Here is an 18,005-nt window from a genome sequence, read left to right as displayed (position 1 = left end):
GCCTCACCCGTACGTCCTGGGAACCTCAGCCCTTCCCCATGGTCAGGAACCGCTGCACCAGCGAGGCCAGCAGCACCGCCAGCAGCGGCAGCGAGAACCAGAAGCTCGACTGCAGCACCCGCAGCTGCCGCACGCCCGGCCGTACCGCGACCCGCACCAGCTCCCGCGCCGTCAGCATCAGCACCAGCGCCACGGCGGCGAGCCCCCCGACCACCGACCACGGCGTCCAGGTCACCCGGGGGCCGATCGGGCCCGGACGAGGCTGCGGGACCTCGCCCGCGGGCTGCTTGCGCAGCGCGTACAGGGTGACGTCATCGTTGACCAGGACCTTCTTCAGCTCCTGGCGGTCGTCCAGGTTCCGGATGAGCCGGGCGGCCCAGGTGGCCGAGTACCCGACATCCATCCGCAGGTACGTCACCTGGCTCCGGTTGACCATGAGGTACGAGTGGGGGCCCGCGTCCTTGAGCGACCTGACCAGGCCCGACACCAGGACGGGATCGGAGGGTGCCAGGGTCGGCACGTAGTTCACCTTCTCCATGTCCCGGGCACCCCACGGCATGGCCGGCGTCACGTCGTTGACCGTGTCGTTGCTCAGCCACAGCAGCCGTACCGTCGGTTCGTCGTGCGCGTACACATAGTCCATGGCCGCGACCTCGCCCGGGCGGACCCGCTCGAACGGCTCATTGCCCCAGCGGGCCACCAGGAAGCCGCCCATCAGCAGCAGCCCCGCCACCAGGGCCGCGAGCGGGGCGAGGCTCACCCGGTCCTTTTCCCGCTCCTCGGCCGTCACACCGGTGCGCGGGAAGAGGGCGAGCCCGCAGAGCAGGGCGGCGCCCGGCACCGCGAACATGAACACGCGCAGTGCCATCTCGCCGCCGTAGGACTGCATGCCGAAGCCCAGGAACGGCACGAAGGTGAGGACCAGCAGTGACCGCTCCCGGTACCTGTGCTCGCGCCGCCGCCACCAGCCCCAGCAGGCGAACGCCATCACGACGCCGGCGAGCAGCACGCGCGTGTACAGCACCAGTTTGTGCGTCGAGTCGCCGTCCTGGATACGGCCGGAGACGGACGTCGACACATTGCTGCCGACGCCGCCGACGCCGCCGAAGAGGTCCTCGAAGTGCCCGGACCAGTACGGCTCGGCCATGAAGCCCAGCCAGAACATGACCAGCACGGCGAACAGGACGGGCAGGCCGCGCAGTTCGGAGCGGCCCACCAGGACGAGCACCGCGAGCACGCCCAGCATCATGAACGGGGTGAGCTGGTGGGCCGGCACGCTCGCGGCGTACAGCGCGATCAGCACCATGAGGAGCACGGCGCGTTCCCCCCGGCCGGCGGGTTCCACCTCGGCCTCGCCGGGACGCCGCCCGGTCCACAGCACGCGCGGTGCGCGGAACCACACCAACAGGACCGCCACGAAGGCGAGGTAGAACAGATACGTGAAGCCCTGCGGGGAGAAGTAGTCCTGGCCGACCCAGCCGCTGAGCACGAAGATCCAGATGCCGGTCCACTTGGCCCGCCAGCTCGCCCGCATCGAGCGGACCAGCAGGAACATCGGGGCCAGATAGAGCAGCTGGATGGTCAGCGGCCACCAGCGGACGACCTCGGTGAGGTCGGTTGCCCCGCAGGCCCTGGCGACGAACGCGGCCAGCGCGAAGAACCCGGGCCAGCTCCAGCGGGCGTCCAGGAACGGTACGGCCGACCCGGTGCGGTCGATGTAGTCGAGGAACCCCAGGTGCTGCCAGGCCGTCGGGAACCGCGGCTCGGCCTCGATCACGGCGGGCAGCGCGTGCAGCGACACCACCGTGGCGAGCAGGGTGACCGACAGCAGGGCCTTGGGTTCGCGCCCCCGCCACAGCAGGGCGGCGAACACGACGACGAGCAGCGCTGCGCCGAGAAGGGTCGGTAGCGGCAGTACCGAGATCAGGCCGAGGCCGCCCATGCGGTCGAGGGAGGCGTCGTCGAGGCCGATCGCCGGCACCCAGTAGAGGAGCAGCGCGGAGACGAGCGCACAGCCGAGCAGAAGGGTTCCCGTGCGAGAGGTGCGCCGACGGTCTTCCCGCTGCGGGTCGTTCGTGATGTGCCACGCGGGGCCCCGAGCCCCCGTCGGGCCGCTGTAGGGCACCGGTGTGCCGGCCGGCGGCGTTCCCGGCCCCGGCCGCACGTCCGGCCTGCGTTCCTGGTGGTCGAAGTCCGCGTGGACGCCGAGCGCCAGCGTGTCCGCGTCCAGCTTCCTCGCCCAGGACGGGCCGCTCCTCCGTTCGGGGACCTCCAGGTCGGACAGGTCGCCGTCCGGCGCCGCGTCCTCGGGCACCGCGTCCGCCGGGGCCGCCCGCACGATGGCGAACAGCTTCGGGGCGGCGATCGCCACGATCACCGCCAGGCTGGAGATCTCCGCGACGCCCGCGCCGGTCAGCCCCATCCGGGGCAGCAGCAGCACGGTCAGCCCGAGCACCAGGACGCACAGCAGGCCCTGCAGGTAGGCGAGTCCGGAGGTGCGGCTCTGGGCGCGCAGCACCGCGAAGTACGTCTCCATCACGACCCGCAGCAGCGCGCCGACCGCGAACCAGCGCAGCAGCGGGGTCGCCGCGTGCGCGTAGCCCTCGCCGAAGACGTGCAGGATGACGGGCGCGCCCAGGAACAGCAGCCCGCACACCGGGAGCATGATCCGGGCCATGCGCCTCAACGCCGCCCGGGTGTTGGCGGCGAGCCGCGCCGGGTCGTGCGAGCCCTCTACGGTGAGCGAGGCGCCCATGTTGACGGCGAGCAGGTTGGTCGTGCCGCCGATGGTGGTGGTGATGTAGAAGTACGCGTTGTCCGCTGCGCTGACCTGCGAGGCCACGATCACCGGGACCAGGTAGACCACGGCGAGCGAGAACAGCGAGCCGGTGTAGTCGCCGGCCAGGAACCGCCCGATCTCCTTCAGCGACGGCGGGCCGGCGTGCTCCTCGGTCGACTTGACGTGCCGGGGCACCAGACGCCGGAACACCAGCCAGCCCAGCGGCACCGCGGAGGTGGCGATGGCCGCGACCCAGGAGACGAAGACGCCCAGCATCGGGACGGCCGCCGCGAGCCCGACGAGCAGCAGCAGCTTCACCGCGGAGAAGACGGTGTTGCCCACCGGCACCCACAGCGCGCTGCGCAGCCCGGTCAGCACACCGTCCTGGAGCGTGAGCAGGTTCCAGCCGACGACGGCCGCCACGAAGACCAGGGCGGGGCCGGTCCCGTGCAGGAAGCGGTACGAGGACCCCCACACGTTCAGCGTCAGCAGGAACACCCCGGCGGCGAGCGCCACGACGATCGAACTGCCCGTGTACGTGCGGAGGATGAGGCGCCCGGTGGTGCGCCCCGCGACCGGGATGAAACGGGCCAGGGCACCCGTCAGCGTCACCGCCGTGAGCCCGGCGAGCAGTTTCATCGCCGCGATCGCGGCCGAGCCCTGGCCGACCGCGGCGTCGGAGTAGTAACGGGCCGCGACCAGCCAGTAGCCGAGGCCGAGCACCGCGGAGATCCCGGTGTTGAGCATCAGCGCGTAGGCGTTGCGGAACAGCTGGCTGCCCCCTCCCGGGCCGCCGCTCCTTCCGGGCAGACGGAGGCGGCGGCCCGACGGCTGCCCGGCTTCCGCGGTCGTGGCCTCACCGGCCTGGGTCGTGGTGGCGTCAGACACGGGAACGGATGGCCTTCCGGCGGACCTGGCGTGCTCTTCGGACCATGGCGTACCCCTTGGTCAGGGCGCGGTCCCTGGCGAAGGTGCGGGCGATCGCGCGGCCCTGGACGAGCCGCTCGAACTCCTCGGCACCGGTGGTGCGGCGGACGGTGACCCGCTGCAGCGCGTACGGGCCCTGGCGGCGGCGGGCGAGAGCGTTGCCCACGGCGAGCGACTGGGCGAAGCCCGCCTCGCGCACCGTACGGCGCACCCGGCGGCTGGAGTAGCCGTACGGGTAGGCGAACGACACCGGCCGGACGCCGAGTTCACCGGCGACGATCTCCTTGCAGCGCAGCAGCTCGAACCGGAGCTCGTCGTCGGCGAGCTGGTCGAGCTGGGGGTGCGTGTGGCTGTGCCCGCCGATCTCGACCCCGGCGCCCGCGAGTTCGCGGACCTGGTCCCAGTCGAGCATCGTGTCCAGGCCGCCGCCCGTGTCGTGGGCGCCCCGGATCCAGCCGGTGGAGACGAACAGCGTGGAGGCGAAGCCGTGCCGGGCCAGCACGGGCAGCGCGTGCCGGTGCACGCCCTCGTAGCCGTCGTCGAAGGTGATCAGGACGGGCCGCTCGGGCAGTGGACCACCCTCCCGCCAGCTCCTCGCGAGCTCGGCCGTGGTGACGGGCGTCAACTTGAGGTCCACCAGCAACGCCATCTGCTCGCGGAACGCCTCGGGTGCCACCGACAGGGCACGCGTCGCCTCGTTGGGCGCCGTGGCCACCGAGTGGTACATGAGGATCGGCACGCGCTGGTCGCTCATGCGGCGGCCCCCTCACCGTCCGGGACGCCGGCCACGGCGAAGGCGGCGCCGTCCCTGCGCGCCCGGACGCTTCCGACCAGGTACCCGCCGGCCGCCGTGAGCACCCCGGCGACGATCGCGCCCGCCCGGCCCGCGCCCCCCGGGCGGGCCAGCAGTGCGTCGCGCAGGCCGCGGCCCACCCCGGCGGGCAGCACCCGGGTGGCGTAGCGGCGCTCCGACTGCAGGCCCTTCCCGGCACCGACGCTGCGGGCCACGAGCGCCTTGGACAGGCCCTCGGCGTAGGCACGGGTGCGGAAATAGGCGAAGTGCTCGCGCGGCTCGGGCACCCGGTGGTGGATCACCGCCCGGTCGTCGATCAGCAGGATCGCCTCGGGCCTGGCCCGGGTGAGGCGGATGCACAGCTCCGTCTCCTCGCAGCCCAGGGGTCGCTTGTCGCCGTCGCGCCCGATGCCGGTGGCGAAGCCGCCCGCCGCGTCGAACGCGCTGCGGCGGAACGAGGCGTTGCCGCCGAGGACGTTGCGCACCCGGGCCCGGCCGGGCGGCAGCCCCCTGTACGTACAGCCCACCACCCAGTCGAACTCCTCCGGGAACCAGGCCGGGCGGCGGCCCGACGCCCAGATCGGCATCGTACGGCCGCCGACTGCCATGACACGCGGGTCCTCGTATCCGTCGGCGAAGTGCTTCAGCCAGTCCCGCTCGGCCACCGCGTCGTCGTCGAGGAAGGCGATGATCTCGCCGTGTGAGGCGGCGATACCGGTGTTGCGGCCCGCGGACAGGCCGCGGGGGCCCGTGTTGGCGAGCACCCGGACCGACCCGCCCTCGCGGGCCTCCTTGTACTGACCGCTCAGCCGCTCCAGCAGGGCTTCGTTGTGGTCCACGACCAGCAGCGTCTCGCGCGCCGGCCGGGACTGCGCCCGCACCGAGGCGACCGCCGCGAGGATGTCCTCCCAGCGGTCCTCGGTGTAGACGCAGATCACCACGGAGATGTCCGGCGCGCTCAAGGCATCTCTCCCTGACCGGAGTCGAGCGCCACCGCGCGCGGACGGCGGCGCAGCGCACGCCGGTTCGAGCGCTCCTTGAGGATCACCTTCAGCACCCGCAGCCCGTCGCGCACCGCACTGAGGTTGCTGGTGCCGTGGATGCGGAGGTACTCGTGGCTGGGTATCTCCTGCACCTTCAGGCCGGCCTTGACCACCCGGATGTTCATCAGGGTCTCGACCTCGAAGCCGGTGCAGTCGAGGTCGATCTTGTCGAGGCAGTGCCGCCAGAACGCGTTGTACCCGTAGCACAGGTCGGTGTAGCGGGCGCCGAACTTGGCGTTGACGATCGCGCACAGCACCCGGTTGCCGAGCTTGCGGATCGGGGTCATGTCGGAGGTGCCGCCGCCGTTCGCGAACCGCGAGCCCTTCGCGAAGTCGGCGCCCGACACCAGCGCGGAGACATAGCTGACGATCTCCTGGCCGTCCGCGGAGCCGTCCGCGTCGACCATCACGATGATGTCGCCGGTGCACTCCGCGAACCCGGTGATCAGGGCGTCGCCCTTGCCCTTGCCCCGCTGTTCGACGACCTTCACCGCCGGCCACAGTTCGCGCGCGACCTCCACGGTGTGGTCGGTGGAATTGCCGTCCACAAGAACCACTTCGTGAATCCAGTCCGGAAGGGTCTTGAAGACGTAGGGGAGATTCTCCGCCTCGTTCATGGCGGGAATCACCACGCTCACCGGTGGCGCGATGGCCAGGTGGGAAGAGATCGGCCGGTACTTGCCCTGCGGTGGCGGACCTTGATCCGAGACAGCACGGCGCAGAACAGAACTCATGAGTCTTGTCCCTCTCGTCCGGTCGGACCGTCCGCCCCCGGACGGTCCGGCTCTGTGTCCGGTTCGAAAGGGGGGTTCTCACCGACGGCATGCCGACATGGTTCTCCGGGCGCGCCGGGTGAGCTGGCAAAGCTGACCGTCTGCCGAAAGGCAGCCGGTTGCGCGGCACGGCTCGTACGACCGGGATCGTCGAGCACGGCACCCCCCTACCGCGCCCCGCGCCGGAACCATCGCGGTACCTGAGCCCTCCCCTGGAGCCGCATGATGATGGACCGTTACGGGTTGGTGTATGACGGTATTGGCGATTACGGCACCATGGCAAGACCTATGGCGATTGTCAGTATTTTTGTTGATGCGGCCGTAACGCAACTACTCGAACGGATTTGTCCGATCCGTTTGAATGTACGCATGGTCGGCTCGAACAGGTCCGGCCGTGACGGCGCGATTCCCGGCGGTGCGTGCCGGCCTCCACGTCGTCAGCCCCGTTTTCCCGCCACGCGGCCGTGATGCCGCCGTGCCAGGACCGACAGGAGGACGAGGGAGCTGAGCGCGGTCACCGCGACGATCCCGCCGGCGACCGACCACTGGTGCAGGGTCAGCATGCCCTGGGCGACCAGAAGGTCGATCGCTGCCCCTCCCGCCGCGGACACCACCGTGCGGGGATAGGGTTTCAGCCCCCTCAGGGCGGCTCCGAGGGCCGTCGCCGGCGCGGCGAGCAGGAAGAACAGGGTGAACGGGCCGCGCAGCGGTGAGCCGGAGTCGCTCAGCGCGAGGATCGCGCCGACCGTCGCGACGGCGACGGCCGCCCCCGCGAGCAGCGGAAGCGGGTCCCTCCCCGGACCGTGCCCCGGCCGCCCGCTCTTCTCCGGTGATGGTGGCTTGATACCTAAGGTCTGCATTGGCGACTTTGCCCCCCGAAGCGCCGGATGCCGGGCTTCAATGTCGCGCAGTCGGCGGGAGGCCGTCAAGACGGGGGAGACCGCTCGCGAAGGTTCCCGGCCCGCTTCAAACCTGTGTTCAGGTGCGGGTAAATCCGTCGAACCGGTGAAAAGGTCTTGGCATGGACACTTCCTGTCAACACGCGTAGCTGCTATGCCGGTTGTGGCAGAGGTCCTGCTAAAGGGAGGTTCCATGAGACGTTCCCGGTATACGGCATATATCAGTTCACTCCTCCTCGCCCTCGGCCTGGCCCTCACCGGGGCCGCCGCCGCCCAGGCGTCCCCCCTCGCAACGGCCACCGGCTACGTGGCTCTCGGCGACTCCTACTCCTCGGGGGTCGGCGCCGGCAGCTACATCGGCTCCAGCGGCAACTGCGACCGCAGCACGAAGGCCTATCCGTACCTGTGGCAGGCCGCCAACGCACCCGCCTCGTTCAGCTTCATGGCCTGCTCCGGCGCCAAGACCACGGACGTACTGAACAACCAGCTCGGCACCCTCGGCGCCTCCACCGGGCTCGTCTCGATCACCATCGGCGGCAACGACGCGGGCTTCTCCGACGTCATGACGACCTGTGTGCTCCAGTCCGACAGCGCCTGCCTCTCCCGGATCGACACGGCGAAGGCGTACGTCGACTCGACCCTGCCCGGCCAACTCGACAGCGTCTACTCGGCGATCCGGGCCAAGGCCCCCGCGGCCCACGTGGTCGTGCTGGGCTACCCCCGCTTCTACCAGCTCGGCACCACCTGCCTCGGACTGTCCCAGACCAAACGGTCCGCGATCAACGACGCCGCCGACTACATAGACGCCGCGATCGCCAAGCGCGCCGCCGACCACGGCTTCACCTTCGGCGACGTCCGCACCACCTTCAGCGGCCACGAGATCTGCTCCGGCGACTCCTGGCTGCACAGCGTCAACTGGCTGGACATCGGCGAGTCCTACCACCCGACCGCGGCCGGCCAGTCCGGCGGCTATCTGCCGGTGCTGACCGGCGCGGTGTGACGGTCACGACCGTCACGAAGAAGAGGGGGAGGCCCCGCCCGTCGGGGTCTGCCCGTCACAACTCACCGAGAACGGCACCACATCGGACGTGACCGCGACCGGGCTGCGCACCTCCACCCCGATCGCGTTCCGCACGATGCCGCCCTCCTCGTACGTGGTGACGACGACCTGCCGCTGCTTGGTCTTCGTCTCACCCGCCGCGAAGGACAACGTCTTCCAGCCCGGATCCGAGACCTGCCCCGTCTTCGTGACCCAGCGGTAGGACACATCGACCGGAACGCTGCCCACGGTGAACGTGGCCGTGAACGTGGGCGTCTCCGCGTCCGGCGGCGGGCAGGTCCCCGCGTAGTCGGTGTGTGCGCCCGTGAGAGTCACCCGGACCGACTGGGCGGGCGGGCTCGTCCTACGACCGCCCCCGCTGCCGCCGCCACTGCCGGTGGAGGTTCCGCCACGGGGGGAAGCCGCCCACGACGTGCTCGCCTCCGGGCTGCTCGCGGGGGCGCCGCTGACCGTGCCGCCGTGCGTCGACCCGCTGCTCGCACCGTCCGTGCCGTGCCGGTTCACCAGCGCGTACGTCAACCCCGCCACCGCCAGGACGAGTGCGGCCAGCCCCGCCACCAGCACCACACCCGCCCGGCGGTTGCGGGGCGGCGGCGGGGACGGAGCGGAGTACGCGGGTGCGGGAGCGACCCGGGTCGCGGCCGGCGGCGGGAGCGCGGCGGTGCGCGGCTCAGCCGGACCCGGGAACGCCGCGACCGTCGGCGTGTACGCGGCACCACCCGTGCGCGGGGTGCCGCCCGCCGCGACGATCCGCAGGTCCTGCTCGGCCCGCTCGGCCGGAATCCGCTCGGCCGGGTCCTTGCGCAGCAGTCCCTCGATCACGGGAGCCAGCGGGCCCGCCCGGCGCGGCGGCGGCAGTTCCTCGTCGACCACCGCGCGGAGCGTGCTCAGCGGAGTGTCGTGCCGGAACGGCGAGTTGCCCTCGACCGCCGCGTACAGCAGCACACCGAGCGACCACAGGTCGGACTCCGGTCCGGGCGTGCGGCCCAAGGCCCGCTCCGGCGCGAGGAATTCGGGGGAGCCGATGACCTCGCCGGTCATGGTCAGTGCGGAGCTGCCCTCGACCATGGCGATCCCGAAGTCCGTGAGGACCACCCGGCCGTCGTTCGCCAACAGCACGTTGGCCGGCTTCACATCGCGGTGCAGCACCCCGGCGGCGTGCGCGGCACGCAGGGCGGCCAGCACCTCGGCGCCGATGTGCGCGGCCCGCTGCGGGGAGAGGTGGCCCTCCGCGTCCAGCAGGTCCGACAGGGCGATGCCGCGGACCAGTTCCATCACGATCCAGGGGCGGCCGTCCTGGTGGGCCACGTCGTAGACGGTCACCACGTTCCGGTTCGCCACCCGGGCCGCCGCCCAGGCCTCCCGCTCCAACCGCGTGTACATGCGCTCGACCTCGGACGAGGGGAGCCCGGCCGGGGCGCGCACCTCCTTGACGGCGACCTCGCGGTGCAGGACCTCGTCACGGGCACGCCAGACCGTCCCCATGCCGCCCTGGCCGAGAGGGGACAGCAGGCGGTAGCGTCCGGCGATCACACGTTCACTGCCCGGCTCTTCGGACACGGACCGTCTCCCCTTCGCATCCGCGCGATGTATCCACGTATCCACTCCGCATGATTTCTCCCCAAAAGTAGCTCAACCGAGTGCGGATGCCGCCCCCTTGAACACCAGTCCGGCGCCCAGGGCGAGGACCACGAAGGCGGAACCGAGGGGTGCGGTCCTGCGCAGCAGGGCGGCCGCCGGGTTCTGGATCCAGCGCGGCCGCCGGTCCAGGAGGCGGTTCATCCCGCTGCCCAGCTTGACCACGACCACCCCCGCCGCGGTCAGCGTCAGGGCGAGCCCGACGCCGTACGCGACGACGAGCAGCAGCCCGAACCAGGCCTGGCCGAGCGCCGCCGCACCGACGAGGACGACGACGGCGGAGGGACTGGGCACCAGCCCGCCCGCGAAACCGAGGAGGACGGTGCCGCGGAGAGTGGGCGTGGCGGGGTGGGCGTGGGGGACGCCGCCGTGGGTGTGCGTGTGACCGTGCCCGTGCTCGCGCTCGTGTTCGTGCGTATGGGTGTGGCCGTGGTCATGTGTGTGCCCGTGCGTGTGTCCCCGGTTGCGCCAGGCCCGGCGCACGAGGGACGCGCCCGCCAGGGTGACCAGCACGCCGCTCGCCAGTCCCAGCCAGGCGATCACCGACGGCGCCGCCGCCGAACCGGCCGTGACCAGCAGGCCCAGGGCGACCACGCCGAGGGTGTGGGTGACCGTCACCGACGCGGCCAGCGGAAGCACGTCCCGGAGCCTGGCCCGGCCTCCGCGGGCGGCCGCCGTCGCCGCCATCAGGGTCTTGCCGTGGCCCGGGGCGAGAGCGTGCATCGCACCGAGGCCGACGGCGATGAGGAGGGCGAGCGCGGCGAAACCGAGCGTGAGGTGGTGGCGGGCGACGAGGTTGCCCAGCGCCCGGGTCCAGCGGTCCGCGCCGCGCGGAAGGATCGAGGCGGCGGGCGCGTCCCGCTCGTCGTCGGCCAGGGCGGGGCCGCCCGGCCGCACCCGGAGCGAGGCCTTGACGGTGTCGGCGGGTGAGGAGAGCAACTCCTTCGGATAGCTGGTCAGTTCGCGGGACAGGGAGGTCTTCGGCACGTCGGAGGCGGTGAGCGTCATACGGTCGCCGCGCGCGGTGATCTCCCGCCAGCCCGGGCCGGTGGTGGCGCCCGCGCTGTGGAAGCCGACGGTGAGGGTGCCGCCCGCGGGCAGCGGAGCGGTCAGCCGGCACTCCACGCGCAGGGTGTTGAGCCCCGCCTGCCCGGGCCGCAGCCGGGCGCGGCTGCTACGGACGCCGAGCGGCGTCGGGTGACCGCCGACGGTGAGCCGGCTGCCCTCGGCGGCCCTCGCACACCGCTGCCGGGCCCATTCCGTGAGGCCGAGCCTGGTGATGTCGGGCCTGGCCTGGGTGGCGGGGATCTCGGCGAGGTCCTCGACGTGGTCGACCCGTACCTGCCCGGGCGCGGCGACCAGGCCGTCGTAGCGGTTGACGGTGAAGTTGCCGAGCGGGTGGGCGCTCGCGGCGGTGGCGGTGCCGAGGACGAGCGCGCAGAGGGCCGTGAGGACGGCCGCGCCCGAGACGGCGAGACGACGGGTGTTCACCGCATCGCCTCCAGGGCCTTGCGGGCCTCGCGCGCGCCCAGCGGGGAGAAGCCCGGGTTCAGCTTCAGCGCGGCGGTGAGGGAGGCGCGGGCCTGACCGGTGCGGCCGGTGGCGCGTTCGATCATGCCGCGGTGGTAGAGGAAGGCGGCGTTGCGGTAACCCGTGGCCGTGGCCTGGCGGGCGTAGGGAAGGGCTTCCTGGTCGCGGCCGTTGACGTGCAGGGCCCAGGCGAGGGCGTCGGCGGTGTGCACGGTGTGGCGTCGTGCCCACTCGGCGCGGGCGGCCTTCAGCGCGGCCGCGCGGTCGCCGTGCTCGGCGGCGGCGAGAGCGGTGTCCAGATCGGCGTTCACCCCGTTGGCGCGGGCCAGGGAGACCCACGCGTCGACGAGGGCGTACTGGTCACGGGCCCTCCCGGAATCGCCGGCCGTGCCCCGCGCCTCGTACAACTCTCCCAGTTCCACCAAGGGCCGGGGGAGCGGATACCGCTCGACGACCTGCTCCATGCCGCGGATCGCGTCGGCGGTGTCGCCCTGGGCGGCCTGGGAGCGGGCGCGTCCCTCGAGGGCGGGGAGGTAGGAGTCGTCGGCGGCGAGGGCGCGGGCGTAGAAGTCGAGGGAGTCTCGGTACTGGCCCTGGTTCCAGGCGAGCTGACCGAGCGCCGTGGCGACGTACGCGATGTCGCCCCGCGAGGTGGCCGTGGCCAGGGCCTGTTCCAGGACGCGGCGGGCGGTGCTCACGTCGCCGCGCAGCTCGTGGACGTAGGCGTAGCGGGTGAAGACGGGGACGCCGGGGTGGCGGGAGTCGGCCAGGTCGGCGGCCTTCGAGGCGTCGGCGTAGCGGCCGAGTTCGACGAGGGCGTCGATACGGGAGCACAGGGCGCGCTCGCTGTACGGGTTCTGCCGCAGCGCCTGGTCCGCGTAGTGCAGGGCGCCGGCGAAGTCGTGCCGGGCGGCGGCGAGGGCGGCGCGCCCGGCGAGCGCGGCGTCGTTGCCGGGCCGGACCTGCAGCGAATGCTCCAGCACGTGTTGGGCCTGCGGATAGCGGGAGGGGTCGCCCTTGGTCCGGGCCTGCTCGACGTAGGCGAAGCCGAGGGTGGCCCAGCTGCCGTAGTCACGGGGCTGGGCGCGGAGGTGTGCCTGCAGCGACCGGATGCTGCTGTCGAGATCCCCGCCGGCGAGGAGTTCGGGCGACACCCCGCTGGGCATCGAGGCGACGGGCGCCGCAGCACCGTCCCGCAGGGCCCCGACGACCACGGCCCCGGCGGTGAGGGCGACGGCCAGGGAGGCCGCACCGACCGCGAGCTGTACACCCCGCCACCGCCGCCCGGCAGCGGAGAACCGCCGCACGGCGGCAACCCGCTCGTCGGCTGCGTCGGGGAATTCCGCCGTTGCGGCAGGCTGTGCCTCGGTGGCCTCGGTGGCCTCGGTACCGGTGACCCCGGTCGCCTCCGGTCCGTCGGCCGGTGGCGAAGGCGCCGGCTGTCCGCCGTCCCGCGTGCCTGCCGACGCCTGCTCCTCGGACGCCGACTCGGTCGTAGGGGCCGCGGAAGCCGCCTCCTCGTCCTTCGACGCCGCCGGTTCGGTGACCGGAGCGTCGTCCTCGCCGGAGTCGGCTGCCGGGTCCGGGGCAGGGCCCGTGCCGTCGGCTCGTTCGTCCGACGCGTCGGCGCACCCGGCGCCGAAGACGCGCTCCCAGGCCTCCCTGACGGCCTGTTCACCGTCGCCGTGGCCGGTCTCCGGCGCGTTGTCGTTCGTACCCGGGGACATGCCCTCTCCTCGATCTGCTGGGCGGAAAACGGGGTGGCGCGGCCCGTGCCGTGGGGGACGGGGAAGTACGGGCCGCGCCGGTTCGGGGGACGGCGACCGGCCGTCAGTACGCGCGGTAGCGGTTGCGGCGGCGCCACCACATCAGGGCCGTGCCGATCAGCAGGACGCCCGCGACACCACCGGCGGCGGACGTCGCGATCAGCGTGGTGTTGTTCGTGTCGGCGCCCGCCGCCTGCAGTCCGTCACCCAGCTGGTTGCGCACGTTGTTGCCGGTGCCCTTCGCCAGCGGGCCGCGCGAGCCCGACGTCGGCTCGGCGAGGTACGGGAAGGAGTGCCCGAACTTCTGGTCGTTCGCGTCGACACCGTCGCCCAGGTCGTTCTTGGAGCCGACCAGCTCGCCCTCCACGACCTGCAGCGCCTCGTCGATCACGTCGTCGGTGAGCCGACGGCCGTTGGGGAAGCCCGCGTTGTCGCCGTCCAGCACGCCCAGCCGCTTCGGGTACGCGCTCGGCTTGACCGAGGTGTTCAGGCGCAGCTCCTCCGCCGGGCGCACGTACGGTGGCTGGTTGAGGCCCTTCACACCCTTGAGGAACACGTCGACCAGGTCGTTGCGCGGCTCCGACGGCGCCTTGATCTTGTAGATCTGCTCGATCAGCTTCGGCAGCTCCGGGTTCGTCACGTTCTTCAGGAACTGCGCGTCGTCGTACGGTGAGGACGCGTTGAACCTGTCCTTGTCCTTCTGCGGATTGACGACCTCGTTGACCAGGGGATTGCCCAGCCGCGAGACCTGCGACCAGTGCCCGCGCGCGTCCTTGCGCTGGACCGTCCCCCAGACACCGACGATCGGCTGGTACGACGACTCCCGGATCAGGTCGTTCGGCACCTGCAGCGCCAGGGAGTTGACGTTGTAACCCTTGAGGGTGTCGTTGCCGACCTCCGAGAGGTTCCCGCCGTACAGCAGGTCGAAGACGCGCAGGTCCGCGAAGAACGGGTCGTCGGCCTGCCCGGCGAAGGTCGTCGCCCCGCCCGCGAGCTTGTACACCGCCTCGTCGCGCAGCTTGCCGTAGTCCGGCATCGACGCCTTGCCGACGTTCGACGGGGCGACCGGCACGTTGTCCGCCACCCTCGTCTTCGCCACCAGCTTCTGCTTGTGCAGCTTGATGAGGTCGATGTCGTACGTCTGGGTGACGTTCAGGTCGGGGTCCTTGAGGCTGTCGACCGGCCCGGTGTTGTAGAGGAAGGTGTGCTTGTTCTTGACGTGCGTCTTGAACGTGTAGCGGAAGATCAGATCGCTCTGCGCGTCACCGTTGTTGTCGATGTGGAGGTCGTACTGCGCGTCGTCCGCGAACGTGTAGAAGTTCGGACCGCCCGCCGGCTCCTCGAACGGGACGAAGTTCGCGATGAGCGTCGTCGTGTCCGGCTTGTCCGGGCTGACGAACGCGTACAGGTCGGTGTTGTCGTACTGCGGCTGCCCAGAGATCAGCGGGGCCTCCCGGTGGGAGGAGGCGGAGGCCGCCCCCGGTACCAGCGCGGTCACGCCGACGGCTGCGAGCCCGCCCGCGGCCAGCGCACCACAGATGAGGGTCGCGATGCCCCTGCGACTCACGCCGTTCCTGGAGATTGGTGTCATGCCGTCCGTCCTCAGTGCCAACTTGCCTGACGCAGAGGGATACGGAGCGGTGGCCCGGGCGTCTTGGTCGCATCTGAAAAAACTTTTCGTGCCTGCTCGACCCGCGTTTCGGCCCCGCTGATCCGTATCCCCTCCGAAGGCGGGTCAGCAGCGAGCGCCCAGTGGAGCGAGCATGCCGTGGACGGCGTCGGTGAGGGGGGTACGAGTGGAGGCGGACGAACTTCTGGTACTCGTGGCCGGAGGCGACCAGAAGGCCTTCGAGGAGCTGTACGGGCTGGTGTCCGGGCCGGTGTTCGGCCTGGTCCGCCGGATCGTGCGGGACCCGGCGCAGTCGGAGGAGGTGGCGCAGGAGGTGCTGCTCGAACTGTGGCGCTCCGCCCCCAGGTTCGACCCCGGCCGCGGCAGCGCCCTGTCGTGGATCCTCACCCTCGCCCACCGCCGCGCCGTCGACCGGGTGCGCAGCGCCCGCGCGGCCGGTGAACGCGAGCAGCGTGAGGCCCGTCGCGCCCACCACCCCGCCTTCGACCAGGTCGCCGAGGAGGTGGAGGCCGGCCTGGAACGCGAATGGGTGCGCCGCTGCCTGAACCGCCTCACCGCCCTGCAACGCCAGTCGGTGACCCTCGCCTACTACGACGGTTACACCTACCGTGAAGTGGCCGAGCGACTCTCGCTGCCGCTCGGCACGGTCAAGACGCGGATGCGCGACGGACTCACCCGGCTGCGCCAGTGCCTGGGAGGGGTCGCATGAGCATCCTCGGCCGACTGCTGCGCCGCGAAGACCTGCACTCCCTGGCCGCCCCCTATGCCCTGGACGCCCTGGAGCCCGCCGAACGCGTCCGTTTCGAGCGGCATCTGAAGGGCTGTGACCGTTGTGCCGCCGAGGTGCGGGACCTGTCCGAGGACGCGGTGCGGCTCGCCTGGTCCACCACGGCCCTGGCCCCGCCCGGCCTGCGCGAGCGGGTCCTGACCGCCGTGCGGACCACTCCGCAGGACCCCGCGCCCGCGCGGGGAGCCTCCCGCGCCCATGAACCGCACCTGCCGCCGCACGTCTGGGGCACGGCACCGCCGCCGCCGCGCACCCGTGCGCCCCGGGCGCGCCCCCTGTTCGCCCCGCTGGCCACCGCCACGGCTGCCGCGGCCCTCGTCGTCGCCGCGCTCTTCGCGGTGCAGGCGACGCGGACCCAGGACCGACTCGACGCCGAGCGCGCCCAGGCACGTGAGATCGCCCACGTTCTCGCCGCTCCGGACGCCCGTGCGACCAGTGACCGTGACGTGAGGGGCCGAGGAATCGGAGTGATTGCCTCCGCATCGGAGGGGCGCGCCGTCGTCACCCTCCGCGGACTGGGCGCACCGCCCAGCGGCCGGGTGCACCAGCTGTGGCTGATGCGCCCGGGCGTGCCACCGCGCTCCCTCGGGCTCTTCCAGGGCGACAGGCCCCTGGTCGCGAGCGGTCTGACCAAGTCGGCGACGTCACTCGCCGTGACCGTCGAACCGGACGGCGGATCACCTCAGCCCACCGGCCGGCCCGTCGCCCAACTCGCCCTGCAGTCCATAGGTTTCGGAGAGTAGCCGTCAACGGTTCGTCAACGCCCTTACAGGGAAGGTGAATCCTGTGCCCGCGATACACGCGTGCCACGAGAGAGCGATAGGGTTACTCTGCCCGGGCCGGGTGGACTCGTACGGGTGGGGAGTGACATGGAACAGATAACAGTGCGCAGCAGGGCCAGGGTCCCTGCGATCACCTGCGGGAGCAGCGCGACCAGTTCGCGCCTCGACCGCCATCTCTCGGTGCTGGCCGGTCCTGCCGTCCCGCAGCGTGAGGCGGCCGAGGCGACCTCGCTGATGCGTGAGCTCACCGCGCGTGACGCCGCGCACGGCCGCAGCAGCAGGGGTGGACGCATGAGCGGTGTCTCGCTCTTCGCGCCGCTGCGCCGGCTGCGTCGTTCGCTGTTCGGCGGACGCTGAGCGTCACCCGCGTTCCTTCTGGGCCCGCGCTCAGGCCGCCACACCGTCCCGGCGCAGCGCTGCGATCTCCTCGTCCGTCATCCCCACGGCACGCAGCAGAGCCTCGGTGTGCTCCCCGAGCGCGGGTACGTCCCCCATCCGCGCCTCCGCACCTCCCGGCAGCGTGATCGGCGGCAGGAGCGCCCGCAGCGGCCCCACCGGCGTCCCCACCTCCCGCCACCGCTCCCGGGCCGCCAACTGCGGGTGCTCCGCCACCTCGTACAGGTCCCTCAGCCGCGCGCAGGCGATGCCCGCGCCCTCCAGCCGGGCCATCGCCTCGTCGGAGTCCAGCGCGCCCAGCGCCCTGCCGACGAGCGAGTCCGTGCGGTCCCGGTGGGCGACCCGTGCCGCGTTCGTGGCGTACCCCGGATCGTCCGCCAGCTCCGGCTGCCCGAGCACCCGTTCGGCGAGCCGCCGCCACTCCCGGTCGTTCTGCACGGACAGCAGCACCCGGCCGCCGTCGGCCGTCGGATAGGCGTCGTACGGTGCGATGACGGAGTGCGCGAGGCCGGTACGCGCCGGGGGAGTGCCGCCGTGCATCGCATGGTGCAGCGGATGCCCCATCCACTCCGCCAGCGCCTCGAGCATCGAGACCTCCACCGGCCCGCCACGCCCGGTGGCGCCCCGCCGCACAAGCGCCGCGAGCACCCCGGAGAACGCGTACATGGCCGCCGCGATGTCGGCCGCCGGGATCCCCGCCTTGACCGGTTGCCCGGGGGTCCCGGTCACCGACACGAGCCCCGCCTCGCACTGCACGAGCATGTCGTAGGCTCGCTTGTCCGCGTACGGCCCCGACGCCCCGTACCCCGAGATGTCCACGGCGACCAGGCGCGGATGGGCGGCGCACAGCGTGGCCGCGTCCAGGCCGAGCCGGGCGGCGGCCCCCTGCGCGAGGTTCTGCACGAACACGTCCGCGTCGGCGATCAGCCGCCGCACGACCTCCAGCCCGCGCGGGTCCTTCAGGTCCAGCGCGATCGACTCCTTGCCGCGGTTGCACCACACGAAGTGGGATGCCAGGCCGCGGGCGGCGGTGTCGTAACCGCGCGCGAAGTCGCCGCCGTCGACCCGCTCGACCTTGATGACCCGGGCACCGAGATCGGCGAGCTGGCGGGTCGCGAAGGGGGCCGAGACGGCCTGTTCGACGGCGACGACGGTGATGCCCTCAAGGGGCGGCGGGAGCTGGTCCATGGGACGGATCATGA

14 protein-coding genes are annotated in these 18,005 nt (G+C 72.1%); 4 read left to right on the top strand and 10 right to left on the bottom strand.

What is annotated here, in order from left to right:
* Positions 1–25: 25 nt before the first annotated feature.
* The 5 genes from AC5WS8_RS12875 to AC5WS8_RS12855 form a co-directional block, all read right to left on the bottom strand.
* Positions 26–3,667, bottom strand: a complete 3,642-nt coding sequence (locus AC5WS8_RS12875) for a lipopolysaccharide biosynthesis protein (protein WP_496103467.1) — start codon at positions 3,665–3,667, stop codon at positions 26–28.
* Positions 3,660–4,460 carry a polysaccharide deacetylase family protein gene (locus AC5WS8_RS12870; RefSeq protein WP_496103466.1) on the bottom strand — a complete coding sequence of 267 codons (801 nt, stop codon included), beginning with the start codon at positions 4,458–4,460 and terminating at the stop codon, positions 3,660–3,662. Before AC5WS8_RS12870 ends, AC5WS8_RS12875 begins: the two co-directional genes overlap by 8 nt.
* The gene (locus AC5WS8_RS12865; RefSeq protein ID WP_496103465.1) at positions 4,457–5,461 is read right to left on the bottom strand and encodes a glycosyltransferase family 2 protein; all 1,005 of its coding nucleotides are present in this window, start codon (positions 5,459–5,461) and stop codon (positions 4,457–4,459) included. The genes AC5WS8_RS12870 and AC5WS8_RS12865 overlap by 4 nt, the downstream gene beginning before the upstream one ends.
* Positions 5,458–6,276 carry a glycosyltransferase family 2 protein gene (locus tag AC5WS8_RS12860; protein WP_496103464.1) on the bottom strand — a complete coding sequence of 273 codons (819 nt, stop codon included), beginning with the start codon at positions 6,274–6,276 and terminating at the stop codon, positions 5,458–5,460. Before AC5WS8_RS12860 ends, AC5WS8_RS12865 begins: the two co-directional genes overlap by 4 nt.
* Positions 6,277–6,752: 476 nt before the next feature.
* Complete coding sequence (locus tag AC5WS8_RS12855; RefSeq protein WP_496103463.1) at positions 6,753–7,175, bottom strand: hypothetical protein; 423 nt, start codon at positions 7,173–7,175, stop codon at positions 6,753–6,755.
* Between the two features lie 232 nt (positions 7,176–7,407).
* On the opposite strand from AC5WS8_RS12855, the gene AC5WS8_RS12850 reads away from it, so the two are divergent.
* The gene (locus tag AC5WS8_RS12850; protein WP_496103462.1) at positions 7,408–8,214 is read left to right on the top strand and encodes an SGNH/GDSL hydrolase family protein; all 807 of its coding nucleotides are present in this window, start codon (positions 7,408–7,410) and stop codon (positions 8,212–8,214) included.
* A gap of 12 nt (positions 8,215–8,226) precedes the next feature.
* On the opposite strand, the gene AC5WS8_RS12845 is transcribed toward AC5WS8_RS12850, so the two are convergent.
* The 4 genes from AC5WS8_RS12845 to AC5WS8_RS12830 form a co-directional block, all read right to left on the bottom strand.
* Complete coding sequence (locus AC5WS8_RS12845; protein ID WP_496103461.1) at positions 8,227–9,834, bottom strand: serine/threonine-protein kinase; 1,608 nt, start codon at positions 9,832–9,834, stop codon at positions 8,227–8,229.
* Between the two features lie 72 nt (positions 9,835–9,906).
* Positions 9,907–11,403 (bottom strand): nickel transporter, encoded by a 1,497-nt coding sequence (locus tag AC5WS8_RS12840; RefSeq protein ID WP_496103460.1) that lies wholly within the window; start codon positions 11,401–11,403, stop codon positions 9,907–9,909.
* A complete protein-coding gene (locus tag AC5WS8_RS12835; protein WP_496103459.1) occupies positions 11,400–13,169 on the bottom strand; it encodes a tetratricopeptide repeat protein in 1,770 nt (589 codons plus the stop codon). Before AC5WS8_RS12835 ends, AC5WS8_RS12840 begins: the two co-directional genes overlap by 4 nt.
* A gap of 103 nt (positions 13,170–13,272) precedes the next feature.
* Positions 13,273–14,799, bottom strand: coding sequence for a DUF4331 domain-containing protein (locus AC5WS8_RS12830; protein ID WP_496103458.1), 1,527 nt, complete (start codon positions 14,797–14,799; stop codon positions 13,273–13,275).
* A 205-nt stretch (positions 14,800–15,004) separates the two neighbouring features.
* Here AC5WS8_RS12830 and AC5WS8_RS12825 point away from each other — a divergent pair, with 205 nt between their 5' ends.
* The 3 genes from AC5WS8_RS12825 to AC5WS8_RS12815 all read left to right on the top strand — a co-directional run bounded on the left by AC5WS8_RS12825 (position 15,005) and on the right by AC5WS8_RS12815 (position 16,764).
* Entirely contained in the window at positions 15,005–15,547 is a 543-nt protein-coding gene (locus AC5WS8_RS12825) for a sigma-70 family RNA polymerase sigma factor (protein ID WP_496103538.1), read from the top strand.
* On the top strand, positions 15,544–16,368 hold the full coding sequence (locus AC5WS8_RS12820; RefSeq protein WP_496103457.1) for an anti-sigma factor: 825 nt from the start codon (positions 15,544–15,546) through the stop codon (positions 16,366–16,368). The genes AC5WS8_RS12825 and AC5WS8_RS12820 overlap by 4 nt, the downstream gene beginning before the upstream one ends.
* Before the next feature lie 126 nt (positions 16,369–16,494).
* Complete coding sequence (locus AC5WS8_RS12815; RefSeq protein ID WP_496103456.1) at positions 16,495–16,764, top strand: hypothetical protein; 270 nt, start codon at positions 16,495–16,497, stop codon at positions 16,762–16,764.
* A gap of 30 nt (positions 16,765–16,794) precedes the next feature.
* Here AC5WS8_RS12815 and AC5WS8_RS12810 read toward each other — a convergent pair whose 3' ends face one another.
* Positions 16,795–17,991: a CaiB/BaiF CoA transferase family protein gene (locus tag AC5WS8_RS12810; RefSeq protein ID WP_496103455.1), complete on the bottom strand. Its 1,197-nt coding sequence runs from the start codon at positions 17,989–17,991 to the stop codon at positions 16,795–16,797.
* Positions 17,992–18,005: the final 14 nt, after the last annotated feature.

This window comes from Streptomyces sp. PTL18 (genome assembly GCF_059510295.1).
The sequence above is the reverse complement of the archived record's forward strand: the minus strand, read 5'-3'. Positions and strand labels throughout refer to the sequence as shown.

Excerpts from the sequence above, each read along its gene's own strand:
- AC5WS8_RS12855 (WP_496103463.1), bottom strand. The coding sequence starts at position 7,175 with ATGCAGACCTTAGGTATCAAGCCACCATCACCGGAGAAGAGCGGGCGG.
- AC5WS8_RS12835 (WP_496103459.1), bottom strand. The coding sequence starts at position 13,169 with ATGTCCCCGGGTACGAACGACAACGCGCCGGAGACCGGCCACGGCGAC.
- AC5WS8_RS12850 (WP_496103462.1), top strand. The coding sequence starts at position 7,408 with ATGAGACGTTCCCGGTATACGGCATATATCAGTTCACTCCTCCTCGCC.
- AC5WS8_RS12810 (WP_496103455.1), bottom strand. The coding sequence starts at position 17,991 with ATGGACCAGCTCCCGCCGCCCCTTGAGGGCATCACCGTCGTCGCCGTC.
- AC5WS8_RS12860 (WP_496103464.1), bottom strand. The coding sequence starts at position 6,276 with ATGAGTTCTGTTCTGCGCCGTGCTGTCTCGGATCAAGGTCCGCCACCG.
- AC5WS8_RS12870 (WP_496103466.1), bottom strand. The coding sequence starts at position 4,460 with ATGAGCGACCAGCGCGTGCCGATCCTCATGTACCACTCGGTGGCCACG.
- AC5WS8_RS12820 (WP_496103457.1), top strand. The coding sequence starts at position 15,544 with ATGAGCATCCTCGGCCGACTGCTGCGCCGCGAAGACCTGCACTCCCTG.
- AC5WS8_RS12830 (WP_496103458.1), bottom strand. The coding sequence starts at position 14,799 with ATGACACCAATCTCCAGGAACGGCGTGAGTCGCAGGGGCATCGCGACC.
- AC5WS8_RS12815 (WP_496103456.1), top strand. The coding sequence starts at position 16,495 with ATGGAACAGATAACAGTGCGCAGCAGGGCCAGGGTCCCTGCGATCACC.